The organism is Duganella sp. CY15W, assembly GCF_009857555.1.
Classification (GTDB): Bacteria; Pseudomonadota; Gammaproteobacteria; order Burkholderiales; family Burkholderiaceae_D; genus Rugamonas; species Rugamonas sacchari.
The window spans coordinates 362,042-388,659 of the sequence record NZ_WWCQ01000002.1 but is presented as its reverse complement, the minus strand read 5'-3'; the positions used below and the strand labels follow the sequence as shown (position 1 = coordinate 388,659).

The window sequence follows — 26,618 nt, the reverse complement described above, 5'->3', positions numbered from 1 at the left end:
CAAGTTGGCGGGACCGGGGTGGCTCCAGCAAAAGCTCAGGCTACAGCGGCTTTCAAGCGTCTAGCTCACACTTAGCAGGGCACAGGCTGTTCGAATAGTGACCGTCCGCCCCCGCCCCATTGCAGACCTACGATTTAGGCCAGACATTAGAAAAGTCCATCGTTACTCGAATCAACGACTCGAAGTCCATGATTTTTCTAGCGCACTCAACCTTACCCCACCATCGATCAATCACGTAAATATTGATCGGGTCACGATAATGATACAGATTACTTCCGATCTTTTGATCTGCATTGGCGGGCGCCAAAACGCATGCAAGCCCAAGTGCATAAATTGCGCTTTGAGGAACAGTCATCGACATAGTATCAATGCTGATTTGAAATTGCTGATTGCCGTTGACCGCAACCCCAATACCGTAACCCTCCGGTAGCTCGTCACCATGCGCTAAGTTACAGCGAAATTTCTCATAGATAATGTCAGCGAACGTAACGCCTATTTTTCCTTTGGCGTCCTTGAAAGGGAAAACTGTTTCTTGTAGATTCAGTCCACCGAACATCAACTCGATAACATCCAGATTTTCATTAATGAATCGCCTAAATCGAACGCCGACTTTTTCATCGGGGTAAGTCTTCTTTGCCGTACCGTCGATTGCAACACACGCTGATAGCATTGCCTGATCCAACTCATTCCTGTCTGCCGCATCAATAGAATGTTTTATGTGATCAGAAATCTTCATGTGTTGTTTACTCCTAGTGATCGGGTAATCCTGCTTCTTAGGGCCACAGTAGCTGGCCGCTATTGGCCGGTTCCAGTATGTCAGTAGCTTACCGCTTATGACCACTATCTTTCAATTGCTCTTTGGGGCGTATTCAAGGCGAAGATTGCAATTGGCTGTTTTAAACTCACAATACAATGTCGCCGTCTGATCCAGCTTTCGAAATCTCGACATAGCCCCATCCACAATTTTTTCAGGTTCCCAGCCGTGCGCCAAAAACTCGGAACGAAGCTGCGGCCTAGCGGATTCAGGAACTGGGCATGTGTACGACATTATCATCCTAACAGGACGTGAGCCGGCTTTATTGATTGAAGTACACGTATCCCAATTCACGTGGATTCCAGCAGCACCAGTCAGCACCTCAAGGGCCTCTTTCATGGAAGGTACTGAGTTGTACTGCGTTTCCGCTTGGCTTGACAGCGGCAGGAGTAGTAGCGATGGCATTAGCGTTCGAAGCATCGATACATAATTTGACCTGGCCATTCTCCACTTATCCTCTCACATATATAGCTCAAATTTGCAGTTACGACCCGCAGCTGTTGGCCGAAATCGGGCACCAGCACCACTTTAAGTTACGCCGAAACCCGCTTGACCAAATTTGTGATGACCACCTCCACGGCCTTAGTTTCTCTATGAACTCGAGCTGATGAAATCGTAATAGCGTCTTGTGGCCGCGCACCCGGCACATAGAGCTCAAAGGTTCTAAAGTCATTCTCGACGACTGTACCCAGCGTCAAATTGTTCCGCCACGCTTCAGGGACCGGTTCATAACTCTCAAGCGCAGCAAAGGTTGCGACTCGCGCTATGTTCTCAAGTCCGCTGAGCTCTTCATTATTTCCCACAGATTTCCTTTTGACTCCGTCTGCTGTTGGCCGATTAGCGTTGTCAATCAGGTTCCAACCAGTCATTCGTATCACGGTATCGACCAAGTCCGATGGTGTCAAACTCATCTGCTTTCCCGCCGCTTGGCACGCCGAGCCATTTCAACGCCTCATTAATAGCGTCGCTGGTCGCTATTGCTGTTTTCACTTCACCGTCCTTGTCGATTAGGATATGAGCTTGAGTTCCTTCGCCACCGAAATACTCTGCTTCGATATAAGCAATACGACCAGCGGTCCTGAGGCTGTTAAGTAGCTTCAGCAACCCAGGAAGATTTTTCGTGTTGTTTTCCTCCAGCAAGGCTAAGAACGGTAAATCGTGCTTCTCAAGCGCCGTGTCTCCAAGCGGAATCATCCGCACATTCTGATCTAGTCGCACCACCGATAAGTCTGGTGGAAGTTTGCCCGGCAGAGCATCAGCCATCATAATCGCGGCTTGAATCAAATATCCCATTTTTTTACTTCTCAATGACTGCTTGTGGCCGTTAAGCGCCATGTGGCTGATACACTCCAGCAACGGGCGCACTACGATGTGGAGTAGTGTCGATTCCGCTCTCAATTAGCACTAGTACACCTTGAACAGCGTCCTCCAGGTCATCTTGATTACAGATATATTCGTCAAGCGTGCCGACATGTCGATATGAAGAGCGGTTGAATCCTTCTTCAATGTCGTTGTACCAGATGGCATTCTCTCCAACTAGAGCCACAACCCAAAAGCCGCCTGCAAGGCCGTGCGATTGCGCACTCCATTTCTGAGGTGGGATTTTGATGACCTGCCAAAGTCTAGAAAGCTCAGGGGACATCCTGGACTCAGCCTTAATGACTAAGTCCCATAATTCAACCTCTGAAATAGGTGTCCAATCCATACTTGCTTCCCTTCTTGGTTAGGTCAACGCACGCAAGACATTTTACCCAGTGAAAAACACGGCAGCTGCAACTGAAAAGAGACCAAAGCACCCAAACAAAGCGATAAATGCAGGTCCCACGCCTGGTCGCATGGCCGACAAGACGGCCATGCACGCCTCGAGAAAATATACGATGCTCAAGATGTCGCGCGCGAAGCGAGTCTCTGTCCACATTTTCATTCGGATAAATTTTCGACGATGGACCCAAGGAAATCCATACTTATGGGGCGCTTTCCGCGTGCATCTGCGAATCTGGCCCCATCTCACGCGCTAACGAATGATTACGGCTTAACAAACTTCAGGGTCATGCGGTCGCTCTCGCCGATGGCCTGATACTTGGCGCGGTCTTCGTCCTTGTTGGTATAGGTCGGCGGCAGCGCCCACACGCCGTTCTTGTGGTCGGCCGTGTCCTTCGGATTGGCGTTGATGTCGGATTTGCCGGCCAGCTTGAAGCCTGCCGATTCCGCCAGCTTGATCACGTACTGCTCGTGCATATACCCCGTGCTGGCCTCCGCGTCCTGCGTCTTCGATGCCGGCAGGCGGTGCTCTTCCACGCCCAGGATGCCGCCCGGTTTCAGCACCGTGTACAGGTTGCCGAACAGTTCTTTCATCTTGTCCGGACCCAGTGGTATCCAGTTGTGGATATTGCGGAAGGTGAGCACCATGTCGACGCTGTTCGGCGGCGCCATTTCGTATTTACGGCCTGGCGAGAACACGCCCAGGGCGACCTTGTTATACACCTCCGGCTTGGTATTCAGGCGTGCCATGAAACGCTCGGCGGCCTTGCGTTCGTTTTCGTTAGGCGAGGCCAGGTCATTGCCGCCGGTGATGAGCTTACCCTGGTTGCGCAGGTACGGCGCCAGGATCTCGGTGTACCAGCCGCCGCCTGGCGCCAGTTCCACCACCGTCATATTCGGCTTGATGCCAAAGAAGGTCAGCGTTTCATATGGATGGCGATAGACGTCGCGCTTCACATTGTCCGGCGTGCGCGATGGTGCGGCGATCGCCGCTTTGAGTGCATCGTCGGCGTGCACGGCGCCGGTCGCGCCGAACAGCATAGAGGTGGCCAGAGCGGCCAGTACGTATCGTTTCATGCACAGTCTCCTCATTGTTGGATGGGGGCGACGCAGACGCTCGCCCTGCGCGATCATCGGGCAAGCTTGCATAGAGGTCAAGTAAATTGGGACGAAGGCGCCGGCCCCGCGTGACGAACACACTGCGGACAGTCAGCGGACACTTCGCGGACACTCCGTGGACACCTGAACGGACACTTGGACAGGCAAAACAGACACTTGCACAACATTTATCTATGGCATACATTTTGCAATCTGCAACCCGATCCGGCGCATATATTGCCAATCCCAAGGAACCGGCGACGGATATTCTGATGTAACGTAAAGTAACAAGCGGTATCGTAGTAGTTCAAGCAATAAAAGCAAATAAAAAGCAGAACCTCAGCAGGACCATCGGGCGGCTGGCCCGTAACAATGTGGAGATACTATGGAACGACGTGCATTCCTCAATATCAGTAGTCTGGCTTTGGGCACGATGCTGCTGCCCTCGTTCGGCCGCGCCATCGCCGCGGAAGAACTGCTCAAGCCAGTGGATATGAAATTCAAAAAGGCCCTGGCCGACACCGCCATGACCGCCGCCACGCAGGCTGGCGCCTCATATTGCGACGTCCGCGTGGGCCGCTATCTGAACCAGTTCCTGACCACCCGCGACCTGAATGTCGAAAACGTGGTGAATACCGAGTCGGCCGGCGTCGGCGTGCGCGTGATTGCCGGCGGCGCTTACGGCTTTGCCGCCACCAATGACATGACCCCGGACGGCGTTGCTGCAGCAGCACGCCAGGCGGTGGCCATCGCCAAGGCCAACGCCAAGCTGCAAACCGAGCCGCTGATCCTGGCGCCGGTCAAAGGCGTGGGCGAAGTGGCGTGGGCCACGCCGATCGTCAAGGACTGGCGCACGGTGCCGATCAAGGACAAGGCAGACCTGCTGATTGCCGCCAACAAGGCCGGCATGGACGGCGGCGCGAGCTTCATGCAGTCCTTGCTGTTCCAGGTCAACCAGCAGAAGTACTTTGCATCGACCGATGGCTCCTATATCGATCAGGACATCCATCGCCTGTGGATGCCGTTCTTCGCCACCGCTGTGGACCAGAAAGAGAACAAGTTCCGTACTCGCCAGGGCCTGTCGGCGCCAGTCGGCATGGGCTATGAATACCTGGATGCGCGTCCTGAGCACAAGCTGCAGGCGGCCGGCGGCGTGACCACGCTGTACACCAAGTCCTACGACCTGATTGAAGATGCGCGCCTGGCCGGCAAGCAGGCCAAGGCCAAGCTGAAAGCCAAGTCGGTCGAACCGGGCAAGTACGACCTGGTGCTGACGCCGGAACACCTGTGGCTGACCATCCACGAATCCGTCGGCCACCCGACCGAACTGGATCGCGTGCTGGGCTACGAGGCCAACTACGCAGGCACCAGTTTCGCCACGCTGGATAAATGGCAGACCAAGAAGTTCAAATACGGTTCGGACCTGGTCAACATCGTCGCCGACAAAACCACGCCAGGTTCGCTGGGCGCGGTGGGCTATGACGATGAAGGCGTCAAGTGCAAGAACTGGGACATCATCAAGGACGGCATCCTGGTCAACTACCAGGCTACGCGCGACCAGGCCCACATCATCGGTGAAAAAGAATCGCACGGCTGCTCGTATGCGGACAACTGGGCCAACGTGCAGTTCCAGCGCATGCCTAACGTTTCGCTCAAGGCCGGCAAGAAGCGCCTGACGCCGGACGAAATGATCAAGGACGTCAAGAAGGGCATTTACATCGTCGGCGATGGCTCCTTCTCGATTGACCAGCAGCGCTACAACTTCCAGTTCGGCGGCCAGCTGTTCTACGAAATCAAGAACGGCAAGATCGGACAGCAGCTGGAAGACGTGGCTTACCAGTCCAACACCCAGGAGTTCTGGAATGCCTGTACCGCCATCTGCGATGAACGCGACTGGCGCATGGGCGGTTCCTTCTTTGACGGTAAAGGCCAGCCGCCGCAAGTGTCCATCGTTTCGCATGGCGCTTCCACTTCGCGCTTCAACGGCATCAACGTTATCAACACTGCCCGCAAGATTGGCTAAGTCCCGGAGAGAGAGAAGATGAAATTTCTGAGTCAAGAAGAGACCAAACGTATCAGCGATAAAGTCATGTCGCTGACCAAGGCCGATCAGTGCGAAGTGACGATCAACGGCAGCCGCAAGGGCAATATCCGCTATGCGCGCAACGCGGTTTCGACCGCCGGCCTGATTGAGGATACGCAGCTGGCAGTGTCGGTCGCCTTCGGCAAGAAGCAGGGCACGGCCACCGTCAATGAGTTCGACGAGAAGTCGCTGGAAAAAGCCGTGCGCCGCGCGGAAGACCTGGCACGCCTGGCGCCGGAAAATCCGGAGTTCATGCCGACGCCGTCGAAGCAGCAGTTCAAGGCCACCGAGACGTTCTTCCAGAAGACCGCCGACATCGATCCCGAATTCCGCGCGCAGGTCGCGGCGTACAGCATCGAAAACAGCAAGAAGAACAAGCTGGTGGCAGCGGGCTTCTTCACCGATGGCACGTCGTTTACCTCGGTCGCCAACTCCAATGGCGTGTTCGGCTACCAGCAGGACACGGGCCTGGACTTCACGCTGACCGTGCGTACCGAAGATGGCCGCGGTTCGGGCTGGGTCAAGCGCAGCGTGGGCGATGCAAGCAAGTTCGACGCGCGTGCCGCATCGGATATCGCGATCGAGAAAGCGCTGAAATCGGTGGACGCCAAGGCGCTGGAACCGGGCCGCTACACGGTGATCCTGGAACCGGCTGCCACGTCCGACGTGCTGGCCTATATGTTCAACGCCTTCGACGCGCGTTCGGCTGACGAAGGCCGCAGCTTCCTGTCGAAAAAGGGCGGCGGCAACCGTCTGGGCGAAAAACTGTTTGATGAACAGGTCAACATCTGGACCGACCCTTGGGACAAGGATGTTGCGGTGCTGCCGTTTGATGCACAGAGCCTGCTGGCGCGCGAGCGTCAGGACATCATCAAGAACGGCAAGATCGCATCGCTGGGCTACTCGCAGTTCTGGGCCAAGAAACAGGGCCAGCGCGCGGTGGGCACGCCGGGCAATATCATCATGGCTGGCACCAGCAAATCGACCGAAGAGCTGATCGCCAATACCAAGAAGGGCATCCTGGTGACCCGTACCTGGTATATCCGCATGGTCGATCCGCAGTCGCTGCTGCTGACTGGCCTGACCCGTGACGGCACGTTCTACATCGAGAACGGCAAGATCAAACATCCGATCAAGAACTTCCGCTTTAACGAAAGCCCGGTGACGATGTTGAACAACATCGACGAAATCGGCAAGCCGGAAATCCTGTCGGGCGACGAGTCGCAATTCCAGTTGCTGATCCCGGCCATGAAGGTCCGTGATTTCAACTTCACGTCGCTGTCGGATGCAGTGTAAGTAATACCATCATCAGGAGTAAAAAGTGGAACGACGTTCATTTCTAAAAGTAGGCGCCATTGCTGGCGGTAGCCTGCTGGTGCCGGTCTTCGGCAATGCCATCGCGGCCGAAGAGCTGCTCAACCCTATGGCCGTGCAGCTCAAGAAGTCGCTGGCCGACGCCGCCATGAACGCGGCCACCAAGGCCGGTGCCACGTATTGCGACGTGCGCATCGGCCGCTACCTGAACCAGTTCATCACCACGCGTGACCTGAACGTGGAAAACATCGTCAATACCGAATCCTCCGGTGTTGGCGTACGCGTCATCGCCAATGGCGCTTACGGCTTCTGCTCCACCAACGTGATGTCGCTGGATGCGGTTGCGGATGCGGCGCGCCAGGCAGTCGCCATCGCCAAGGCCAACTCGCGCCTGCAAAGCGAACCGGTGGTGCTGGCGCCAACCAGGGGTGTGGGCGAAGTGGCATGGGCCACGCCGTTCAAAAAAGACTGGCGTGCGGTGCCGATCAAGGAAAAGGCGGAGATGCTGCTGGCCGCGAACAAGGCCGGCCTGGATGCCGGCGCCAACTTCATGGCGTCCATGCTGTTCCAGGTGAACCAGCAGAAGTACTTTGCCTCCACTGACGGCTCTTATATCGACCAGGACATTCACCGTCTGTGGTCGCCGCTGACTGCAACTGCCGTGGATAAAACCAGCGGCAAGTTCCGCACCCGCGACGGCCTGTCCTCGCCGGCCAGCATGGGCTTTGAATTCTTCGACTGCAAGCCGGAGAACCGCATCAAGGCGGCGGGCAATGTCACCACGCTGTACAAGGGCGCCTACGATCTGATCGAAGATGCACGCGCCGCTGGCCGTCAGGCCAAGGAGAAGCTCACCGCAAAAACGGTGGAGCCGGGCAAATACGATCTGGTGCTGTCGCCTGAACACCTGTTCCTGACCATCCACGAATCGGTCGGCCATGCCACCGAGCTGGATCGCGTGCTGGGCTACGAGGCCAACTACGCCGGCACCAGCTTCGCCACGCTGGACAAGTGGAAGTCCGGGAACTTCAAATACGGTTCGGATCTGGTCAATATCGTCGCCGACAAAACCACGCCGGCATCGCTGGGCCTTGTCGCCTACGATGACGAAGGCGTGGCCGCCAAGCGCTGGGACCTGATCCGCAAGGGCATCCTGGTCAACTACCAGGCCACGCGCGACCAGGCGGCCATGATCGGCGAAAAAGAATCGCATGGCTGCTCGTATGCGGACAGCTGGAGCAGCGTGCAGTTCCAGCGCATGCCCAACGTGTCGCTGGAAGCGGGCAAGAAGAAATTGACGCCGGACGAGATGGTCAAAGACGTCAAGAAGGGCATCTACATCATGGGCCGTGGTTCGTACTCGATCGACCAGCAGCGCTACAACTTCCAGTTCGGCGGCCAGCTGTACTTCGAAATCAAGAACGGCAAGATCGTCAATCAGCTGGAAGACGTGGCCTATCAATCCAACACGCAGGAATTCTGGAATGCCTGCTCGGCGCTGTGCGATGAACGCGACTGGCGCATGGGCGGCTCGTTCTTCGACGGCAAAGGCCAGCCCAGCCAGGTCAGCGCAGTGTCGCACGGCTCGCCGACGACGCGCTTCAACGGCATCAACGTAATCAACACCGCTCGCAAGATAGGATAAGAATGATGAAGATGCTGACGCAGGAAGAAGCAAAGCGTATCTGCGACAAGGTGATGTCGCTGTCCAAGGCGGACGAATGCCGCGTGCAGATCAACGGCAGCCGTAACGGCAATATCCGCTATGCGCGCAATGCGGTATCGACTGCTGGCCTGATCGAGAACACCACGCTGAGCGTGAGCGTGGCCTTTGGCAAGCGCCAGGGCACTGCCTCGATCAATGAGTTTGATGAGAAGTCGCTGGAAAAGGTGGTGCGCCGTGCGGAAGACGTGGCACGGCTGGCGCCGGAAAATCCGGAGTTCCAGCCGGCGATCAAGAAGCAGGACTTCAAACCCTCCGCCACCTTCAGCGATGCTACCGCAGCCATCGATCCGGACTATCGCGCCGAAGTGGCCGCCGCCAGCATCAACTCCGCACGCAAACAAGGCCTGGTGGCTGCTGGCTTCTTCAGCGACACCACTGGCTTTGAAACCGTCGCTAACTCGAATGGCGTGTTTGGCTATCAGACGCTGAGCAATCTGGGCTTCACCGTGACCACGCGCACCGAAGATGGCCGTGGTTCCGGCTGGGTAACCCGCTCCGCCAACGATGCGCGTAAATTCGATGCGCGCGAAGCGTCGGAAATCGCGATTGAGAAGGCATTGAAATCGGTGGACGCCAAGGCGCTGGAACCGGGCCGCTATACCGTAATTCTGGAACCGGCGGCGACGTCGGAAATCATTGGCCGCATGTTCGGTGCATTCGATGCGCGCCAGGCAGACGAAGGCCGCAGCTTCCTGTCGAAGAAGGGTGGCGGCAATCGTCTCGGCGAAAAGCTGTTTGATGAACAGGTCAATATCTGGGCCGACCCGTGGAACCCGGATGTGCCGGTACTGCCCTGGGACAGCCAGGCCATGCTGGCGCGCGAACGCACGGACGTCATCAAGGGCGGCAAGATCGCTTCGCTGGACTACACGCGCTACTGGGCTGAAAAGCAGGGTCAGCGTGCCATGGGCCGCCACGGCAATATGATTATGGCGGGCGGCGGCAAGTCGACGGAAGAGCTGATTGCCTCGACCAAGAAGGGCATTCTGGTCACGCGCACCTGGTATATCCGCATGGTCGATCCGCAGTCCCTGCTGCTGACCGGCCTGACGCGCGACGGCACCTTCTACATCGAGAACGGCAAGATCAAGCATCCGATCAAGAACTTCCGCTTCAATGAGAGCCCGGTGACGATGCTGAACAACATTGATGAACTGGGCAAGCCGGTGGTTATCGGCGGCGATGAAGTGCGCTTCCAGATGCTGATTCCGCCGATGAAGGTGCGTGACTTTAACTTCACGTCGCTGTCGGACGCGGTGTAAGGGTCCAGCCGCGTGGCCTCGTACGATTTCTATTTCACCCGCCTGACTTACGAGTCGGGCGACTGGGATGTGGATATCCGCATGCCCAGCAACGTGCTCAATTCGCTGGTCGAATATACGACCTTGCGGGTTGATCCCGTTGAGCGCATCGTCGCGCTGTCTGATCCGAAAATGCTGGAAGCGCCGTTCTGCTACTTCGCCGGCCACAAGCTGGTGCAGTTCACAGCGGCCGAACGCAAGAATCTGGAACGCTACATCAAAGGCGGTGGCTTCCTGTTCGTGGATGACTGCAACCACGATGTTGACGGACTGTTTGCGAAATCCTTCGAGGCTGAAATCGGCCGCATCTTCGGGCCGAAGGCGTTGCACAAGATTCCAAACAATCACCCGATCTATTCGGCCTTTTTCAAGTTCGAAGATGGCCCGCCCAACACTGGCGTGGAGCTGAATGGCTGGGGCGACGATCTGGTGCACGATTATCTGAAGGCGATTGAGGTGGGTGGCCGCGTGCGGCTTTTGTACAGCAACAAGGACTACGGCTGCGAGTGGGACTATGACTTCCGCAACAAGCGTTTTCTCGCGGTCGACAACACCCGCTTTGCGGTCAACATTATTCAATATGCGTTGGGAGCGTAGTTATGGCTGAGGGGATCGCCTGGAGCGAAAATGAAATCGGTGAACTGACCGCCAAGGTCAAGGCGCTGAAGGCGAGCATGGGCAGGGTCATCATCGGCCAGGAAAACGTGATCGACTCGCTGATTATCTGCCTGCTGGCGGGCGGCCATGCGCTGGTGGAAGGTGTACCGGGCCTGGGCAAGACGCTGCTGGTAAAGTCGCTGTCGCAGGCCACAGAGCTGGACTTCCATCGCGTGCAGTTCACGCCAGACCTGATGCCGTCGGATATCGTCGGTACGGAGATTCTGGAAGAGGACCATGCGACGCGCAAGCGCGAGTTCCGCTTCCAGCAAGGGCCGGTGTTCACGCAAGTACTGCTGGCGGACGAGATCAACCGTGCGCCGCCTAAAACCCAATCGGCGCTGCTGGAGGCGATGCAGGAACGCTCCGTGACTTTCGCTGGCCAGACGCATAAGCTGCCCAAGCCCTTCTTTGTACTGGCGACGCAGAACCCGATCGAGCAGGCCGGCACATATCCGCTGCCGGAAGCGCAGCTGGACCGCTTCCTGCTGCGCATCGACGTGGTGTACCCGAGCGAAGAAGAAGAGATCATGATGGTTTCCGCGACCACGCACGCTGGCTTGAAGGACGCGGAGCCGGTGATGGATGTGGCAACGCTGCTGCGCCTGCAGCAGCTGGTGCGCGATATCGAAATCGGTGATCACCTGGTTGCCTACGCCACGCGGCTGGTGCGTGCGACGCGCCCGGCATTGACCACGGTGCCGGCGGTGAAAAAGCATATCGGCTGGGGCGCAGGCCCGCGTGCAGGCCAGGCGCTGGTGCTGGCGTCCAAAGCGCGCGCTTTGATGCAAGGACGGCTGGCGGTCACGCGTGACGATATCGCGGCAATGCTGCTGCCCGTGCTGGCGCACCGCGTGCTGCGCAACTTCGAAGCGGAAGCGGATGGCATCGCGATTGCCGATATCCTGCAAGCGCTGCGTGAGCATATCCGCCCAGACTAAGCTGCGATGTCTTCGACCCTGAATTCGCCGGCTGGCGAGACTACTGCCATGACGGCCATGATGGCCCAGACCAAGGATCTGGAGCTCGTGATCCGTCACGTGCTGGCAGGTCTTGGGCACGGCATCCATGCGGGCCGCGAACGTGGCGCGGGCGTAGAATTTTCCGAATACCGCGCATACGCGCCCGGCGACGAATGGCGCCGCGTGGACTGGAAGCTGCTGGCACGCGCAGACCGCTACTTCGTGCGCGAAGCGGAGCGGGACAGCCATGTCGCTGTCTGGCTGTGGCTGGATGCCACTGCCTCCATGGCGGAGCCCAGCCGCGAAATTCATGGTGTCGATAAACTCTGGTTCGCGCGAACGGTGCTCGCTTGCGTGGCCGCCATTGCGCAGCGTCAGGGCGATGCATTCGGCCTGGTCGTTTGCACCGATGGCAAAGTGGAGTTCACACCGGCCTCGCGTGGGCCGCGCCAGTTGCAGCGCGTGCTGGCGGCTTTGAGCAAGTCCCAGCCACTCGGCAGTCTGCCATCGGCGGATGTACTCAAGGCGAACCTTCACTTTGCCCGCTCACCAAGCATGATCTTCACCGCCAGCGACTTTCTCGACTGGCCGTCGCCACTGAGCGAAGCCTTGCTGCGCTTGCGGAACATGCGGCACGATGTGCGTTTGCTGACCTTGCGCACGCAGGCGGAGGTGGATGCGTCGTTCAAATCCGGCGCTGGTTATCGCGATCCTGAACAGAGCGATGGTCTGCACCGCATGACTAATGCAGACCGTGAACACTACAGGCAGCAAAGCCGAGCGCACTTTGATGGCGTGACGGCGAGCTGCCGTCAAAATAATATCGTCCACTACGAGGCGCGCATCGAGCAGCCTCTGAGTGGCGTCTTGCGCAGCTGGCTGCAGCTGGCGGGAGCGCGGGCAAAATGATCTTGAGTTCCTATCCGTTCTGGTGGCTGGCATTGCCGGTACTGCTGCTGCCGGTCTGGTGGCATCGCCAAAAACGTCAGCGTATCAAGGCCGAGCTACTGGCCACCGCGCGCTTCCTGCCATCTGCACCGCCGCAGCAACTGCGTGTCTGGCAATGGCGCAACAAGCTACTGCTGCTGGTGCGCTGCCTGATACTGGTGGCATTGATCGCCTGGCTGGCGGCGACCATCTTCCCATGGCGCGGCGACACTGTCTTGATCGATCCAGGTGCAGACAAAGCGTGGGCTGAACAGCAGATCGCCGCCGCCGGCTTCAGCGCGGCCTCACGCATTGATCTGCCGCCTGACGTGATGCCATGGTTGCGCCAGAATGAACGCGATTGGCGCCCGTCCGCCAAATTGCTGATTATCGCCCGCGCGGAACAGATTCCTATGCCAGCGCGCATGCCACAACTGAACCACCAGTTGGAACTGCGTACGCAGCCGCTTCGTTCCGCTGCCTCAAACGCCGCTGCCGCGACGCGGGCCGAATACCACGTCGCCATGGTCACCGAGCAGACGCGGGCCGCTGCGTGGGAATCCCTGTTCACCGCTTTCAGTAGCGCAGGCGAAAACGTCCGTCACTACACGCTGACCGGTGAGCCAGACGCCAAGACGGCGCTGATCGTCTGGGACAAACCAAACTCCACGCCACCGGCGGATTGGCACGCCCCGCACTGGTGGATTCCGGCATTCGCATCGCAGCCTGCCGCGTTTCCCGAGCTGGCTAAAGCGGCCGCATTGACCATCAACGGCATTACACTGAAATACATGGACACGCCACGCGGGCGCCTGTGGACCTCGGACGCTTTCCCGCCGCGCGATGCCGACACTGCCCGCACGCTGTACGAAACCTGGCAGCTGATGGCGGCAGCTCCCGCACCGGCTTACGCCACGCCATCCCAGACATTCCCTGCCGCCCGTAGCGTGCTACCAGCCATCTCCAACGCCACGCCAGCGGCCTTGCTGGCCTTTGCCTTGCTGGCGCTTTTCATGATCGAACGGATACTTACCCATGCACGGCGCTTCTGACCAGCTGCATAAGCGCCTTTGGGCCGCGTTATTGCGCCGACGTGCGCCGCAATGGCTGGCGGTACTGGCGCCTCTAGCCATCGCAGCGATTGCGCTGCGAGCGACGCCCGCATACGGCGCCGGAAAGACCGCGTGGCAGCTCTCGCTTGTCGCCATCGTCATTTGTATTATCTGGATCGCCATTGATGCCGTGCGCTGGCGCCGCCGCGTGGCCAGCCAGTGGACGTCCTGGCTGAATGCAGCCATCCCACAACTGGAAGACAGCAGCGCCTTGCTGGCCACCGAAGCCCAAACGCCCATCGCCAGACTCCAGCAGCAGCGGCTGGAAGCGCGCCTGGCCAGCATCCTGACTGCAGACGATTACAAAAATATCGCCAGCACGCATGCACGTTTCGCCATCCTGCCATTGATTCTCAGTTTGCTTGCTGCCGGTGCGGCATGGGCCTACCACAGCCATCCAGCAGGTGCTGTTGCGCCGACCGGCACCGCCAAACAGGTAAATAAGCCCATCGTTGATGGCGAGGTTTACCTGAGCATTACGCCGCCCAAATACACCGGCGCCGCAGCCTTCGAGACCGGCCCGCGTGACATCCAGATCCCGCAATACTCCGAAGTTCGCTGGTGTGTGCGCAATCCGTCTGGCACGCAGCCGGTCGTCGAACTGGGAGATGGGCAGACGCTAGACGTCACCAAGGATTGTGCGCCCATGCACGTTGAAGACTCACTGTTCTGGCGCACTCGCGGCGCCGGTGCAACCCGCTACAACATCCGTGTCACACCCGATCAGGCGCCGCAAATTACCATCGCTGAACCGACAGAACTCATCCACGTCCTGCAACGCGACGCGAAGCTGGTGCAGATCTCCGTCAATGCAAGCGACGATTACGCCATCGTTCGCGCCAGCCTGCACATGACACTTGCGCGCGGCAGTGGTGAAAACATCCGCTTCAGCGACAAGGAAGTGCCGCTGCCGCAATCCAGCGACCCCAAAGCGCGCAGCTGGAAGAAGCAGTGGACGCTGGCGGAACTCGGCATGGAGCCGGGCGATGAACTTTACTTCTTCGTGCGCGCCACCGATAACGCACCGGTGGCTCACACCACCCAGTCGCCGACCTACACCTTGCGCCTGCCTGGCCCGGAAGCAGAAAGCCTGGAATCGACAGCGCTGCCGACCGCGGTCAAGCCGGAGAACCTGCGCAGCCAGCGTCAAATTATCATCGATACCGAGCAACTGGTGGCAGACCTGAAAGCGCATCCCGACATGCCAGCGGCCACGCTACGCAGCCGCAGCGAAACCATCGCCTCCGATCAGGCCAAGCTGCGTCTGCGTTACGGCCAGTTTCTTGGCGAAGAATCCAGCCTGTTTGGCGATGAAGACCACGACCACGAAGAGCATCATGGCGGCGCCGAGCGGCCCGGCAGTGAACTGTCGGTCATGAGGGAATTCGGCCACGCCCACGATCAGGAAGATAACGCCACGATCTTCGATCCTAAAACCAAAGCTGTGCTGAAACGTGCATTGGCCGCGATGTGGGATGCAGAAAAATCACTGCGCGCCATCTCGCCAAAGACCGCGCTGGCCCCGGAGTACAAGGCACTGGAAGCCATCAAGGAACTACAAGCGGCAGAACGCGTGTACCTGCATCGCACCGCCTTTGTGCCGCCAGCGCTGAAAGAAGAGAAGCGTATGACCGGCGACATCGTCGGCGCGATGAGCTACAAACGTGAGCAGGGCGCCGCCAACGACACTGTGCCCGCTGAAGTGCGCGATCTGGTACAAGCCCTGTCACAGCAAGGGGCGTTGCCTGCACTATGGAGCAAGGCAGCACGTGATGCGATTGCCGCACGCATCGCCGACCAGGAGCAAAAACTCAGTGCCCAGCGCGCGGTGCAGGATGTGCTGGACGGCTGCGTGCCTTGCCGTGGCGAGTTGCGTGCGTGGTTGCGCGGCACCCTGACCGATGCACCAGTATTGCTGCAGGCGCGTCCATCGGCAGATACACCATTCCATCAGGCGTGGAGCGGTAAGGAGCAAGGTAAATGATGATGCCGGATGACCTGGCAACGATGGCGCCGCCGCTGGCAGCTTTGGCAGTTGGTGTCGTCAGCGCAGCATTGTACGGACGCAGGAGGCGTTGGACTAATGCCCTGCTGGCATGCGCTGCCGGCGCATCGCTCGCGGTAGCGCTGGCCGACATACGCAAGGAGCCCGGCGCTGCAAGCCCGGTGACAATAGATACTGCTGCTGGCCGTCTCAGTGACGCCGACCGTGTCGCGATTCCCAAGGCCACGAGCGTGCTGCTGAACGGCGATGGCGTACGCGAAGCCGAGTGGCGCGATCTTCCTGCGCGTCCGTTGCAATGGACGCCTGCCGCTGCCGATCTGCTTTGGTTGGACTTTCCACGTTCGATTTCCCTTGGCCGCATCTTCACATTAACGGTGCGGCGGTCGCCAGCGCAGGCGGCCTGGCGCTTGCAACTGCTCGCCGAAAACAAACAGGTACTGGCGGATTCCGGCGTGCCGTCAGCGGCTGCACAGCAGACCTTGCAATGGCTGCCGCCTGTGGCCGAAACCATGGTGCTGCAGGCACGCCTGCTGGACGCGAACGGGAAGACCATCGCGCAAGGTCCCATTCCCTTGCAGGTCAAGGACGCCATACCGTTGCAGATACAAGGCCGCTTTGATGCACCATCGTTTGATGTGCGTGTGCTGAATCAACTGCTGACAGATGGTAGTGCCATATTGGATTGGCGTGTCACGCTCGGCAAAGCGATTACGCGCAGTGAAACCGCGCGTGCTCCCTTGCTCGGGCCGAATGCAATGTTTGTTGACGCCGCCTATGTCGAACATCTGAGTCCATCGGCCAGAGCTGCGTTGATCGCGCAGGCAGGGCAGGGCGTCCCACTGGTTGTCCTGGGTGGGAATGCTGCCGATGCCAGTGTCTGGCAGCGGGATTTTGGCTTGTCCCTGCATCCGCAATCGCCGACGACGGAGACGGAGGACGCGCGCCAGTTCGGCGCAGTACTCACCATGCCGCCAGCAAGCCTGAACCCTGCGGAGAACGTTGTCGAGCCGTGGTCTGTTCTGGCGCGGGATACGAAGAAACAGCCCTGGATGTGGCAGCGTAGTGTGGGCAAAGGGCGCGTGGTGTGGCTGGGTGTGACGGACTGGCACAAGCATGCGATCAATGCGCCGCAAGCCCTGGCGCTGTGGTGGCAGTCGGCGATGGACCGTATTGCGCTTGATAGCATGCAGAAGACCGCCTGGCAGATGCATGATCCCATGCCGGTTCCCGGGTTGCGCAGCGAGGTGTGCGTCCAGGGCGTGAAGCCTGGTGTGGCGCTGAAGGCTGAGGGCTACGCTGCGATGGCATTGCAATCGCGCGCGGAGAAGGCGGATGGCGTATGTGCCGCATTCTGGCCGCAGAAGACAGGATGGCTGCAGTTCACCGCAGAGGGCATGGAGGCTCCGGGCGTGGAGTACATCTATGCGAGTAACGATTGGCCGGCCTGGCAGCGGGCGCTGCGCCGCGATGCGACTGCGCAGTACGCGGCACGCAGCAGCGATACGCTGCGTACACCGGCGGCAGGCCGTACTGCCGCGCAGACGGATCGCCTGTTGCCGGCTGCGCCGTTTGCGGTGCTGTTCGTACTTTGCATGCTGGGACTGTGGTGGCGCGAACAGCGCGAAAACACCAATGCGACTGCGCTTTGATCGGATCGGCACAAAAACAGATCGGCCCTGCACGAAGCTGAGGGCGCGGGGCAGTTACACTGGACCTGTTCCAACTACCGGATAAACGCCGTGTCCATTGATACCCCAGACCGCGATATGCACGTCAGGCCAGGCCTGGGCGCTGCTGCGCATGTGATGCAAGGCCGCGAGCTGGAGATACTGCGCATCCGTGTCGATCAGCCCATGCTGATCTTCATCGACAAGGGTACCAAGACCGTGCGCTGCGGAGACAGCCCATCCGTGCAGGCCTTTCCCGGCCAGGCGATTCTGCTGGCAGGCGGCCATACCGTCGATTTCAATAACGGGGTCCTGGAGGACGGCGAGCCATACGAAGCACGTTGCCTGGTGTTTGATCCAGCGCTGCTGGAAGATGCGTATTACGCCGGCCGTATCGCGACGACCGACGCTGCAGCGCCAGGTCCGGCACAGCTGCTCCGTCAGCCATCGCCGGACCTGGCGGCCGCTTTCGAGAACGCACGCCGCGCACTGGCGCTCACCAGCGCCGTTCCTGACGCCATCGTGCGTCAGCGGCTGCTGGAGGTCATGCACTGGTTGCTGGAAGCTGGCATCGCGCTACATCGCCCGCAAGTCGATCCACGAATTTCGCTCAAGGTACGTTCGCTGATTGTCCGGCGCCTTGACCACAACTGGACCGCCACCAGCGTCGCAGGCCAGCTTGCGCTGTCGGAAGCGACGCTGCGGCGCAGGCTTGCAGAAGAAAGTACCTCGTTCAGCGAGCTGCTGGTGGATGCACGCATGGCCACCGCACTGACGCTGCTGCAAGCCACAACGCATCCCGTGTCCGAAATCGCGCTATCGGTTGGTTACGAATCTTCCTCCCGTTTTGCTGTGCGTTTCCGCCAGCGTTTCGGTTTCTCACCCACTACCGTCCGTGGAAAACGTCTATGTTAACCCTGCACCATCTCGGCATCTCTCAATCTGAACGCGTGATCTGGCTCCTGGAAGAACTGGAGCTGCCATATGCGCTGAAACACTACACACGCGACCCGGTAACGCGGCTGTCGCCACCGGAGCTGAAGGCCGTCCATCCGTCCGGCACGGCGCCGTTGCTGACCACCGAAGAAGGCGTCACCATCGCCGAATCCGGCGCCATCGTCCAGTTCATCCTCGCGCGTTACGGAGATGGCCGGCTGGCGCCTGCCGTGCAGGATGCGGACTTTGCGCATTACCTGTACTGGTTCCACTTCGCAAACGGCAATCTGGTGCCGCATTTGGGCCGCGTGATGTTCTTTGGCCTGGCGGGTGTCGCTGCCAACCATTCTGCGATGGGCTTTGCCCATGAACGCGTGACGCGCGCGCTGGCAATGTTGAATGACCGGCTGGCGGAAACGCCCTGGCTTGCAGGTGCTGAATTCAGCGCAGCGGATGTCATGAATGTATTTGGCGTGACGACGATGCTGCACTTCTCGCCGTGGGATCTGAGCCCTTATCCGCACATCCTGGCCTGGCTGGAACGCGTTGCACAGCGGCCGGCCTATCAGCGCGCCAAGCGTAAAGGCGACCTGGTCTAAAAAAGCCCTGCGAGCCACTGCAGGGCTAAAGCCGGCCCAGACTGCGGGCCGGCATCCTTGGCCGGAATCAGAACTTGTAGTTCACGCCAAACAAGACGGTACGGCCATACTTGGCATACTCCAGCTGACGGTCCTTGCCGTTCGCATAGGTTTCGTAAGCTTCGTTGGTCAGGTTATTCACCTGCAGCAGCACGCCCAGGCCTTTGTATGCGCCTTCGTTGAAGGTGTAGCCGATCTGGAAGTCAACCGGGCTGTCGCCCACCACATAACGCAGCTGGCGGTCGCCCGCGAAGTTGCCGATTTCACCCACGTAGTCCGAGCGCTTGCGCGTACTGACGCGCGTGGAGAAGCCTGCTTTTTCGTAGTACAGCGTCAGGTTGGTGACGTTGCGCGACAAGCCTGGCAACTGGATCTTGCCGATTGTCGAATTGACTTCCTTGATGTCGATACCGCTCTCGGTGTACGAGGTGCTGGCCAATACGCCGAAGCCGTCCAGCGCCGGCGTCAGCATCTCAAACGGTAAGGACAGCGACAGTTCCGCACCTTTCAGCATGCCGCCGTTGCCGTTGTAGGACGTGGTGTACTGGCCCATATTGGTGATCGCGATGGTGCCCGGCGTGTACTGCGAGAAGTCACGCGTTTCGGAGAACGTGTAGATGTAGGTGTCCAGCTTTTTGTAGAAGCCCGCCAGCGCGACGTAGCCTTTTTTGGCGAAGTACTTTTCCCACGAGATGTCGAACGCCTTGGCACGCCACGGATCAAGTTTGCTGTTGCCGCCGCTGCCGCTAGGCAGACGCGTACCGGTATCGACGGTGAAGTTGAAGCCGGCATTCAGCTGGTCCACGCGTGCACGGGCTATCTGCTTGGCCAGCGATACGCGCAAGGTCTGGTCGTTCGGCAGGCCGAACGCCAGGTTCATGCTAGGCAGGACGTCGTTGTAGCTCTTGCCGTCTTCGATCGGATGGGCGGCCGTGGTGGCGTCAGCGTATAGCGATTGCGACGACTGGTTGGTGTGCACCAGCTGTGCGCCGACGTTGCCGCGCACGGATACACCACCCCAGTCAGCGTCGATATTCGCGCGGGCGAAGCTGGTGGTGATCTTCTCCGTCACGTCCCACGCGCGGCTGATGGTACCGGCGTTGTTGGCCAGGCTGTAGTTGATCGGATCGAAGTATTTGGCGATCACCGCCGGCACATTCCACGATGGCACAACGCCGGAACCTGCGAAGCCCAGATCGACCGGCGCATACAGCAGATCGCTGGAAATGGTTGGATTCCCTTTGGCGAACAGCTGGCCCGATGGCTGGCGCTTGGTCTTGGTGCGGTCGCTGTGGTTGATGCCGATGTCGATGTTGCGCAGGTAGTTGTCCAGCACATCCGGCACCGGCAGCGTTGCGACCAGCTTGAAGCTTTTCAGCGTGTCCTTCAGATGCGGCGCGTAGGTGCTGCCGTAGCCATAGATCGAGTTACCGGTGAACAGTTTGGCCGGGTCGCTGTAATTGAGCGTGCCGGCGATCCTGGCGAAGCTGCCGGGCGCCCAGCCCACCGTCATGAGCGGATCGTTGAAGGCGCCGCCGCTGGCGCTCTGCAATTGCAGATTGTTTTCCAGGTAGGTTTCGTCACGCTTGGCTTGCGAGTAGTTGGCATCGGCCAGCAGCGTCCAGCTGCCGAAGTTGAAACGGTTGGCCCAGCCCGCAGTACGGATCTGGTCTTTGCGGTTGTTGTACTGGCCGCGCACCAGCGGGTATGCGCCTGTCGCGGTGCCGCCCAGCAGCGTGCCATTGACCACATTCACGGTGGAGTAGTTGAAGCCCACCGGGTTGTTGCTGCCGTTGTAGCCGCCCAGATTCACTTCGAACTGGTTGTTGGTATCGACCTGCTTGAACTCGGACGCGAAGATGTCCACAGTGCTGGTCCACATTTTCGATGGGCGGTATTCGAGCACGCCAATCAGACCGGTACGTTTCAGCGTGCCGCTCTTCGCCAGCGATTTGACACCGGCGGTGACATAAGTCCCCGCTGGTACGCCGGACACCTTGCTCTGGTCGAACGGCTCGTAAGTGCCGGTTTCGTTATCGAGGATGGGCGACTCCATGTGCGCAATGCCCAGTGCGACGCCGATCGTGCGGTTGGCAAACTGGTCGATGTAGCTGCCGCTGATGCGGTGGCCGGTGTCTTTGGTGTTGGCGATTTTGCCCAGTGAGTTTTTCTCGCCGCGCGCATTGATGGAGAAGGTGCGGTTGCCGAAGGCCAGCGGACGCACGGTCTGCATGTCGATAGTGCCGGACAGGCCCTGGCCGACCAGGCCCGCATCCGGCGTTTTGTAGACGGTGACGGCGCTCAGCAGCTCGGACGGATACTGGTCGAACTCCACGCTGCGGTTGTCGCCGGTGCTGACCTGTTCGCGGCCGTTGAGCAGCGTGGTGGCGAAGTCCGGCGACAGGCCGCGGATCGAAATGACTTGCGCGCGGCCGGCCACGCGTTGCGCCGCCAGGCCAGGCAGGCGTGCGATCGATTCGGCGATCGATACGTCCGGCAGCTTGCCGATGTCCTCGGCGGAGATGGTTTCAACGATGGAGGTCGCGTCTTTTTTGACCGAGATGGCGTCCTCGATGCCGCGCCGGATGCCGGCCACCACTACGGTGGAAACCGGGGCGTCGCCGGCTTGCGGCGCGGCGGCGTTTTGGGCGTGAACGGGCGCGGATAGAACGGAAATCAGCACTGCGCAGGCGGCGGCGACAGGGCTGAGCGGGAGCGCGGCACGCAGGCCGCGCTCTTGGTGATTGAGCTGCATTTTAGTCTCCAGGTGTAGTTCGAATGATCACGTTCTTATGACGTTTCGATTCGATCTTGTATTAAAACTAGAATGCAAGTCAAACAAAGTTTACCGTTGTGTCACGGTAAACCGGGTGCTTTTGGCGTTTACTCGCTTTGTAAATGTACGGAGTTGTATTTGTACTACACAAATATCAATGACTGTGTAGCTTAACTACATTTTGCCCAGTTCAGTACATACGCCGGTGGCGTAATCGAGCATGCCGCGTCGGTCTGCGGGGCGAGCGCCGTGCGCGCCCATGGCAGGATGCCGGCCCAGACCGGCCACTGCATGTCTTCGGCATCGTCTTCCACACCGCCGGCGCGTACTTTGCAGGCTGCTTCGGCCAGTGAAATACGCATCACCGTGGTGGCGGCGTATTCCTTGTCGGAGCCGGGGCGGATCTCCGCCTGGCGGCCCGGCGCCAGCTTTTCCATGAAGACTTCCATGGCGTGACGCGCGGCGTCGCCTTCCACCACTTCAAACCGGCCATAGACCATGGCCGAGCGGTAGTTCATCGAATGATTGAACGCCGACCGCGCCAGCACCAGACCGTCCAGATGCGTGATCGTCACGCAGCACTCGTCGTCCATCAAACGCTTCAGCATGCGGCTGCCGTTGGAGCCGTGGATGTAAAGATGGTCGCCCTGGCGCCAGCAGGCGGTCGGAATGCAGTGCGCGCCTCTGGCGTCACTGAAGGCGATGTGACAGACGTAGGCTTCATCGATGATGGCGTGCAGGGTGGCCGTGTCGTAGTGCGCGTTGGTTGGAATGCGGCGGATGCGGGTACGGTCGGTCGGTGGCTGGTTCATGTCTTCCTTTCAAAAGAAAGCAAATATAATGGCAATGCTGGCTCCTTCAACAGATCCAGGAATAACTATTTTTATGGAGCCACGAATGGATTTCACTTTGCTTATCAACGGCTACGCGGAACAGCACGGTGACGCGGCCTGGCCGCGCCAGCGCCTGCTGCACGAGTGCCTGCGCGCCGCCATCCGCGACGGCACGCTGGCAGCGGGCACCAGGCTTGCCGCGACACGCGCCCTGGCGGAGGAGCTGGGTGTGGCGCGCAATACCGTGCTGTATGCCTATGACCAGCTGACCAGCGAAGGCTATGTGGTGAGCGACCGGCGCGGCACGCTGGTGGCGGCCGTGACACCGGATCGCAAGCCGCCGCGCCGCACGCTGGCCGCGCCGAAGATCGGCCTGTCGCAGCGGGTACGCAATCTGCGTTCCGTGCCGGGCGATGCGGAGCGCATGGGCGCTTTCGTTCCAGGCGTACCGGCGCTGGAACACTTCCCGATGGCGCTATGGCGGCGCATGCTGGAGCGCGCCTTGCGTGGCATGACGGTGCAGCAGCTGAATTATGGCGATCCCGCTGGCGAAGCGCCGCTGCGCGAAGCCATTGCGGATCACTTGCGCGCCTCACGCGGCGTGGTGTGCGATGCCGCGCAGGTCTTCATCACCGACGGTACGCAAAGCAGCCTGGATTTATGCATGCGCGCCCTGGCCGATGCTGGCGACACGATCTGGATCGAAAACCCCGGTTACGGCGGCGCGCTGGCAGCGGCACGCGCCGCAGGGCTGGCCGTGACAGGCATCGATGTGGACGATGACGGCATGGCGCCCAAACCCGACGATTGGATGCTGCGGCCACCCAGGCTGATTTACACCACGCCGTCGCACCAGTATCCGGTCGGCAGTGTGCTGAGCTTGCGCCGCCGCCATGCGCTCATCGAGGCGGCGCGTGTGGCTGGCGCGCTGGTTATCGAGGACGACTACGACAGCGAATTCCGCCACGATGGCGCGCCGCTGCACGCCATGCAGGGACTGGCGGCGGACGCGCCGGTGGTGTATCTGGGGACCTTTAGCAAGACGATGTTTCCGTCGCTGCGGATTGGCTTCGTGGTGGTGCCTGCGGTGCTGGCCGAGGCGTTTGCGGAGATGCGCGCGCAATCATCTGCGCGTGGCCGCGTGGCGGAACAACTGGCGCTGGCGGAGTTCCTGCGCAGCGGCCAGTTCGTGCTGCACCTGCGCCGCATGCGGCGCCTGTATCGCCAGCGGCGCGACGCGCTGGTGGCCGCGCTGGAACTGCATCTGGGTTCAATCGCCACCGTGCATGGTGGTTCAGCGGGCATGCACCTGTCGCTGCGCTTCAACGACGCGCGTATCGATGACGTGAAGGTGACGGCGCAGGCGGAGCGCCATGGCATTGCGGTCAATGCGCTCAGCGAGCATGACACGCAAGGTGATTCGGGCTGGAAGGGTTTGATGCTCGGCTATGCACAGGTGCCAGCCGAGCAGATGGAAGGCCTGGTGAAGCAGTTGGCGGCGATTGTGCACCTTGCGGCGTATGCCGCCAACTGTTCAACGGAGCGTTCAGCGAAGCTTAGAACGCCGTATCAGCACGCACGTAGAACGAGCGGCCGTTCACGCCGATAGGGCAGGTTTCCCAGCAGCGCGTGAAGCCCAGTTTCGGGAAGTCGCCGCCGTTGGTCCATTCGTTCGGCAACTGGTTGAACGCATTGTTCACGCCGACGCTGAGGAAGGTCTTCTTGCTGAAGCCATAGCGTACGGTTGCATCTACCAGCCAGCGCGCATCCCACTTCTGCAGCGGGCTGAAGTTTTCCGCATACACTTCGCCGTAGTAGTTGGCGCGGGTGTTGATGTTCCATGCGCCGGCGGTGTAGTCCGCCGCAACCACGTGGTGTTTGCGCGGTTGGCCATGTTCGATCAGGGTCACTTGCGACTTGTCGAACAGCTGCTCACCCGTCAGCACCGACGACGTCGAATGGCGCTTGGTCACTTCCGTTTTATTGAAGCCCAGCTGGCCCGACAGCACCAGCGTGGATGCGTCAAACTTGCTGGTGTGTTCGGCGACAATGTCCAGGCCACGGGTGCGGGTATCGACAGCGTTGGTGAAGAACTGTGCCTGGCCGACGCCCAGCGGTTTCAGGATGTTGGCGATCGGGCCGCCGCCAGCTTCCGGTGCGATCTCGCTCGAGAACACGATACGGTCCTTGATCTTGATCTCGTAGACGTCAGCGGTCAGCGACATATTCTTCGCTGGACGCAGTACCACACCCATGCTGCCGTTGGTCGAGGTTTCCTCTTTCAGCGGCTTGATGCCGAAGGCCTGGGTCACGGCGCTGCCCTGACGCGCGGTCAGGGTTTCAGTCAGCACGCCGTTATTCAGGTTGGTCGACACGGAGCTGTAGAACTCCTGCTGCACGCTGGGTGCGCGGAAGCCGGTGGACAGGCTGGCGCGGAAGCCGACTTCCTTGGTCGGGTCAAAACGGGCACTCAGCTTGCCGATGACGGTGCTGCCGAAGTCCGAGTATTTTTCGTAGCGCACCGCGCCGGCCAGGGTCAGGTTATCGACTGGCTTGGTTTCCGCATCCAGGAACAGCGCGATGTTGTGACGGCCCGAATCCACAGCGGTGGCCGGGGTGTAGCCAGGGAAGCCCTGGATGCCGGAAGCCGCCGTGCCGCCGCTAGGCGCCTTGATGGCGATGGCCGGGTTGTTGGTGCGGCCGTACTGGTAGGACACCGGATCGCCTGCGACGATCTGGTAGTTGTCCTGACGGTATTCGAAGCCGGTCGCCACGAACACTTCGCCGCCGCCGACTTTCACCGGACCTTTGACGTCGGCGTTGAAGGTCAGCTGGTTGAATTTCAGCGTGCCGGTGTCAGCTTCGCGTGGCGAATCGGCGTAGATGCCGCCGCCTGGTTTTGGTTCATACCAGTAGCTGACGTTCAAGCTGTTCGACTCGTGGAATTTGAGTTCGCTGGCGCCGTAGTTGATGCTGATGTCGCTCTTCCAGTCGCTCGGCAAATCACGGCGGTAGCCAAACGCGAACGAGGCGTCCTTGATGTCGGTGCGGATCTGCGGCAGGAAGCCGTTTGGATAGACGCTTTGCACGGTGCGGTCATCGCCGGCGGAGCGGAAGAAGCCATACGAATCGCTCTTACGTTTCGAAACGCCGCCGAAGGCGTAGAACTCGCTCTCCTTATCGATCGGCAGTGCGCCGTTCCACCAGAAGTAGCCGTCCTTGGTGTTGCTGTCGCCGATGTGCTGGGTCACGCGTGGTGGATTTGCACGCAGCGAGTCCGGGCCGGCGCGGTTGGTTTCGCCGCGCTTGCGGCCTTCCAGCGTCAGGTTGATGTAGCCGCCGTTTTCGCCCAGCGCGAAGCCGCGGTTGGCGCTGGCCGAGTACAGGTCGCCGTCGCCTTCCGAGGTGGTGCCAAGCTGGCCGCTCAGCGAGGTCTCGCCGACGTTGGATTTCAAGACGATGTTGATGACACCGGCAATTGCGTCCGAACCGTATTGCGCGGCTGCGCCATCGCGCAGCACTTCGATGTGGTGGATCGCGCCCAACGGAATTGCATTGATGTCGGTACCAGCCGAACCACGGCCGATGGTTTGCTGCACGTTGACCAGCGCCTGCTGGTGACGGCGTTTGCCGTTGACCAGCACCAGTACCTGGTCAGGCCCCAGCGAACGCAGGGTGGCCGGACGGATCGAGTCGGTGCCGTCGCTGATGAAGGTGGTGGAGAAGTTGAACGACGGGTCCAGCGTTTGCAGCAGTTTGCCCAGTTCCAGCGGGCCGGCGGTTTGCAGGTCCTTGAGGCCGATCAGGCCTACCGGCGCCGACGTGTCCAGCGCCGTCTTGGCCACCGAGCGCGAGCCCAGGACGACCACGGTCTGTTCGTTGGCTTTGGCGCTGTCGTCGGTGGACGTTTGCGCGTAAGCGGTTTGCGCAGCCAACAGCAGGATAGCGCTGGCGAGCATGGTACGTTTGAATTGTGGTGCTCTCTTCATTGTTCTCTCTCTTGGTATC

General features: G+C 59.9%; 20 protein-coding genes. 13 read left to right on the top strand and 7 right to left on the bottom strand.

Features of this window, described 5'->3' with window-relative positions; genetic code table 11:
* Positions 1 to 127: 127 nt before the first annotated feature.
* The 4 genes from GTP58_RS11310 to GTP58_RS11295 form a co-directional block, all read right to left on the bottom strand.
* Positions 128 to 736 (bottom strand): hypothetical protein, encoded by a 609-nt coding sequence (locus GTP58_RS11310; protein WP_161077579.1) that lies wholly within the window; start codon positions 734 to 736, stop codon positions 128 to 130.
* Between the two features lie 924 nt (positions 737 to 1,660).
* A complete protein-coding gene (locus GTP58_RS11305) occupies positions 1,661 to 2,149 on the bottom strand; it encodes a hypothetical protein (RefSeq protein WP_161077578.1) in 489 nt (162 codons plus the stop codon).
* Positions 2,139 to 2,519: a hypothetical protein gene (locus tag GTP58_RS11300; RefSeq protein ID WP_202413637.1), complete on the bottom strand. Its 381-nt coding sequence runs from the start codon at positions 2,517 to 2,519 to the stop codon at positions 2,139 to 2,141. Before GTP58_RS11300 ends, GTP58_RS11305 begins: the two co-directional genes overlap by 11 nt.
* Before the next feature lie 320 nt (positions 2,520 to 2,839).
* Positions 2,840 to 3,652 carry a class I SAM-dependent methyltransferase gene (locus GTP58_RS11295; RefSeq protein ID WP_161077577.1) on the bottom strand — a complete coding sequence of 271 codons (813 nt, stop codon included), beginning with the start codon at positions 3,650 to 3,652 and terminating at the stop codon, positions 2,840 to 2,842.
* A 406-nt stretch (positions 3,653 to 4,058) separates the two neighbouring features.
* Here GTP58_RS11295 and GTP58_RS11290 point away from each other — a divergent pair, with 406 nt between their 5' ends.
* The 12 genes from GTP58_RS11290 (at position 4,059) to GTP58_RS11235 (ending at position 18,962) form a co-directional block, all read left to right on the top strand.
* Positions 4,059 to 5,696 carry a TldD/PmbA family protein gene (locus GTP58_RS11290; protein WP_161077576.1) on the top strand — a complete coding sequence of 546 codons (1,638 nt, stop codon included), beginning with the start codon at positions 4,059 to 4,061 and terminating at the stop codon, positions 5,694 to 5,696.
* 18 nt (positions 5,697 to 5,714) lie between these two features.
* The gene (locus GTP58_RS11285; RefSeq protein ID WP_161077575.1) at positions 5,715 to 7,052 is read left to right on the top strand and encodes a TldD/PmbA family protein; all 1,338 of its coding nucleotides are present in this window, start codon (positions 5,715 to 5,717) and stop codon (positions 7,050 to 7,052) included.
* Between the two features lie 25 nt (positions 7,053 to 7,077).
* Complete coding sequence (locus GTP58_RS11280) at positions 7,078 to 8,715, top strand: TldD/PmbA family protein (protein WP_161077574.1); 1,638 nt, start codon at positions 7,078 to 7,080, stop codon at positions 8,713 to 8,715.
* A 5-nt stretch (positions 8,716 to 8,720) separates the two neighbouring features.
* Complete coding sequence (locus tag GTP58_RS11275) at positions 8,721 to 10,058, top strand: TldD/PmbA family protein (protein ID WP_072789488.1); 1,338 nt, start codon at positions 8,721 to 8,723, stop codon at positions 10,056 to 10,058.
* Positions 10,059 to 10,070: 12 nt separating this feature from the next.
* Positions 10,071 to 10,694: a DUF4159 domain-containing protein gene (locus GTP58_RS11270; RefSeq protein ID WP_072789377.1), complete on the top strand. Its 624-nt coding sequence runs from the start codon at positions 10,071 to 10,073 to the stop codon at positions 10,692 to 10,694.
* Positions 10,695 to 10,696: 2 nt separating this feature from the next.
* Positions 10,697 to 11,695: a MoxR family ATPase gene (locus GTP58_RS11265; RefSeq protein ID WP_161077573.1), complete on the top strand. Its 999-nt coding sequence runs from the start codon at positions 10,697 to 10,699 to the stop codon at positions 11,693 to 11,695.
* A gap of 6 nt (positions 11,696 to 11,701) precedes the next feature.
* Positions 11,702 to 12,625 carry a DUF58 domain-containing protein gene (locus GTP58_RS11260; protein ID WP_161077572.1) on the top strand — a complete coding sequence of 308 codons (924 nt, stop codon included), beginning with the start codon at positions 11,702 to 11,704 and terminating at the stop codon, positions 12,623 to 12,625.
* Positions 12,622 to 13,695, top strand: a complete 1,074-nt coding sequence (locus tag GTP58_RS11255; protein ID WP_202413636.1) for a hypothetical protein — start codon at positions 12,622 to 12,624, stop codon at positions 13,693 to 13,695. Before GTP58_RS11260 ends, GTP58_RS11255 begins: the two co-directional genes overlap by 4 nt.
* The gene (locus GTP58_RS11250; protein ID WP_161077571.1) at positions 13,679 to 15,739 is read left to right on the top strand and encodes a DUF4175 family protein; all 2,061 of its coding nucleotides are present in this window, start codon (positions 13,679 to 13,681) and stop codon (positions 15,737 to 15,739) included. The genes GTP58_RS11255 and GTP58_RS11250 overlap by 17 nt, the downstream gene beginning before the upstream one ends.
* Positions 15,736 to 17,409 carry a hypothetical protein gene (locus GTP58_RS11245; RefSeq protein ID WP_161077570.1) on the top strand — a complete coding sequence of 558 codons (1,674 nt, stop codon included), beginning with the start codon at positions 15,736 to 15,738 and terminating at the stop codon, positions 17,407 to 17,409. The genes GTP58_RS11250 and GTP58_RS11245 overlap by 4 nt, the downstream gene beginning before the upstream one ends.
* 90 nt (positions 17,410 to 17,499) lie before the next feature.
* The gene (locus tag GTP58_RS31805; protein WP_161077569.1) at positions 17,500 to 18,342 is read left to right on the top strand and encodes an AraC family transcriptional regulator; all 843 of its coding nucleotides are present in this window, start codon (positions 17,500 to 17,502) and stop codon (positions 18,340 to 18,342) included.
* Positions 18,336 to 18,962 (top strand): glutathione S-transferase family protein, encoded by a 627-nt coding sequence (locus tag GTP58_RS11235; RefSeq protein WP_161077568.1) that lies wholly within the window; start codon positions 18,336 to 18,338, stop codon positions 18,960 to 18,962. The genes GTP58_RS31805 and GTP58_RS11235 overlap by 7 nt, the downstream gene beginning before the upstream one ends.
* Positions 18,963 to 19,029: 67 nt before the next feature.
* Here the strand turns inward: GTP58_RS11235 and GTP58_RS11230 are convergent, their stop codons facing one another.
* Together GTP58_RS11230 and GTP58_RS11225 are read right to left on the bottom strand one after the other, a co-directional pair.
* Positions 19,030 to 21,756 carry a TonB-dependent receptor gene (locus GTP58_RS11230; protein ID WP_161077567.1) on the bottom strand — a complete coding sequence of 909 codons (2,727 nt, stop codon included), beginning with the start codon at positions 21,754 to 21,756 and terminating at the stop codon, positions 19,030 to 19,032.
* Between the two features lie 191 nt (positions 21,757 to 21,947).
* On the bottom strand, positions 21,948 to 22,589 hold the full coding sequence (locus GTP58_RS11225) for a pyridoxamine 5'-phosphate oxidase family protein (RefSeq protein ID WP_161077566.1): 642 nt from the start codon (positions 22,587 to 22,589) through the stop codon (positions 21,948 to 21,950).
* An 85-nt stretch (positions 22,590 to 22,674) separates the two neighbouring features.
* On the opposite strand from GTP58_RS11225, the gene GTP58_RS11220 reads away from it, so the two are divergent.
* Entirely contained in the window at positions 22,675 to 24,219 is a 1,545-nt protein-coding gene (locus GTP58_RS11220; protein WP_161077565.1) for a PLP-dependent aminotransferase family protein, read from the top strand.
* Here GTP58_RS11220 and GTP58_RS11215 read toward each other — a convergent pair.
* Positions 24,167 to 26,599 carry a TonB-dependent siderophore receptor gene (locus tag GTP58_RS11215; protein WP_161077564.1) on the bottom strand — a complete coding sequence of 811 codons (2,433 nt, stop codon included), beginning with the start codon at positions 26,597 to 26,599 and terminating at the stop codon, positions 24,167 to 24,169. The genes GTP58_RS11220 and GTP58_RS11215 overlap by 53 nt on opposite strands.
* Positions 26,600 to 26,618 lie beyond the last annotated feature (19 nt).

Excerpts from the sequence above, each read along its gene's own strand:
- GTP58_RS11310 (WP_161077579.1), bottom strand. The coding sequence starts at position 736 with ATGAAGATTTCTGATCACATAAAACATTCTATTGATGCGGCAGACAGG.
- GTP58_RS11305 (WP_161077578.1), bottom strand. The coding sequence starts at position 2,149 with ATGGCGCTTAACGGCCACAAGCAGTCATTGAGAAGTAAAAAAATGGGA.
- GTP58_RS11300 (WP_202413637.1), bottom strand. The coding sequence starts at position 2,519 with ATGGATTGGACACCTATTTCAGAGGTTGAATTATGGGACTTAGTCATT.
- GTP58_RS11295 (WP_161077577.1), bottom strand. The coding sequence starts at position 3,652 with ATGAAACGATACGTACTGGCCGCTCTGGCCACCTCTATGCTGTTCGGC.
- GTP58_RS11290 (WP_161077576.1), top strand. The coding sequence starts at position 4,059 with ATGGAACGACGTGCATTCCTCAATATCAGTAGTCTGGCTTTGGGCACG.
- GTP58_RS11285 (WP_161077575.1), top strand. The coding sequence starts at position 5,715 with ATGAAATTTCTGAGTCAAGAAGAGACCAAACGTATCAGCGATAAAGTC.
- GTP58_RS11275 (WP_072789488.1), top strand. The coding sequence starts at position 8,721 with ATGAAGATGCTGACGCAGGAAGAAGCAAAGCGTATCTGCGACAAGGTG.
- GTP58_RS11265 (WP_161077573.1), top strand. The coding sequence starts at position 10,697 with ATGGCTGAGGGGATCGCCTGGAGCGAAAATGAAATCGGTGAACTGACC.
- GTP58_RS11260 (WP_161077572.1), top strand. The coding sequence starts at position 11,702 with ATGTCTTCGACCCTGAATTCGCCGGCTGGCGAGACTACTGCCATGACG.
- GTP58_RS11255 (WP_202413636.1), top strand. The coding sequence starts at position 12,622 with ATGATCTTGAGTTCCTATCCGTTCTGGTGGCTGGCATTGCCGGTACTG.
- GTP58_RS11250 (WP_161077571.1), top strand. The coding sequence starts at position 13,679 with ATGCACGGCGCTTCTGACCAGCTGCATAAGCGCCTTTGGGCCGCGTTA.
- GTP58_RS11245 (WP_161077570.1), top strand. The coding sequence starts at position 15,736 with ATGATGATGCCGGATGACCTGGCAACGATGGCGCCGCCGCTGGCAGCT.
- GTP58_RS11235 (WP_161077568.1), top strand. The coding sequence starts at position 18,336 with ATGTTAACCCTGCACCATCTCGGCATCTCTCAATCTGAACGCGTGATC.
- GTP58_RS11230 (WP_161077567.1), bottom strand. The coding sequence starts at position 21,756 with ATGCAGCTCAATCACCAAGAGCGCGGCCTGCGTGCCGCGCTCCCGCTC.
- GTP58_RS11225 (WP_161077566.1), bottom strand. The coding sequence starts at position 22,589 with ATGAACCAGCCACCGACCGACCGTACCCGCATCCGCCGCATTCCAACC.
- GTP58_RS11220 (WP_161077565.1), top strand. The coding sequence starts at position 22,675 with ATGGATTTCACTTTGCTTATCAACGGCTACGCGGAACAGCACGGTGAC.
- GTP58_RS11215 (WP_161077564.1), bottom strand. The coding sequence starts at position 26,599 with ATGAAGAGAGCACCACAATTCAAACGTACCATGCTCGCCAGCGCTATC.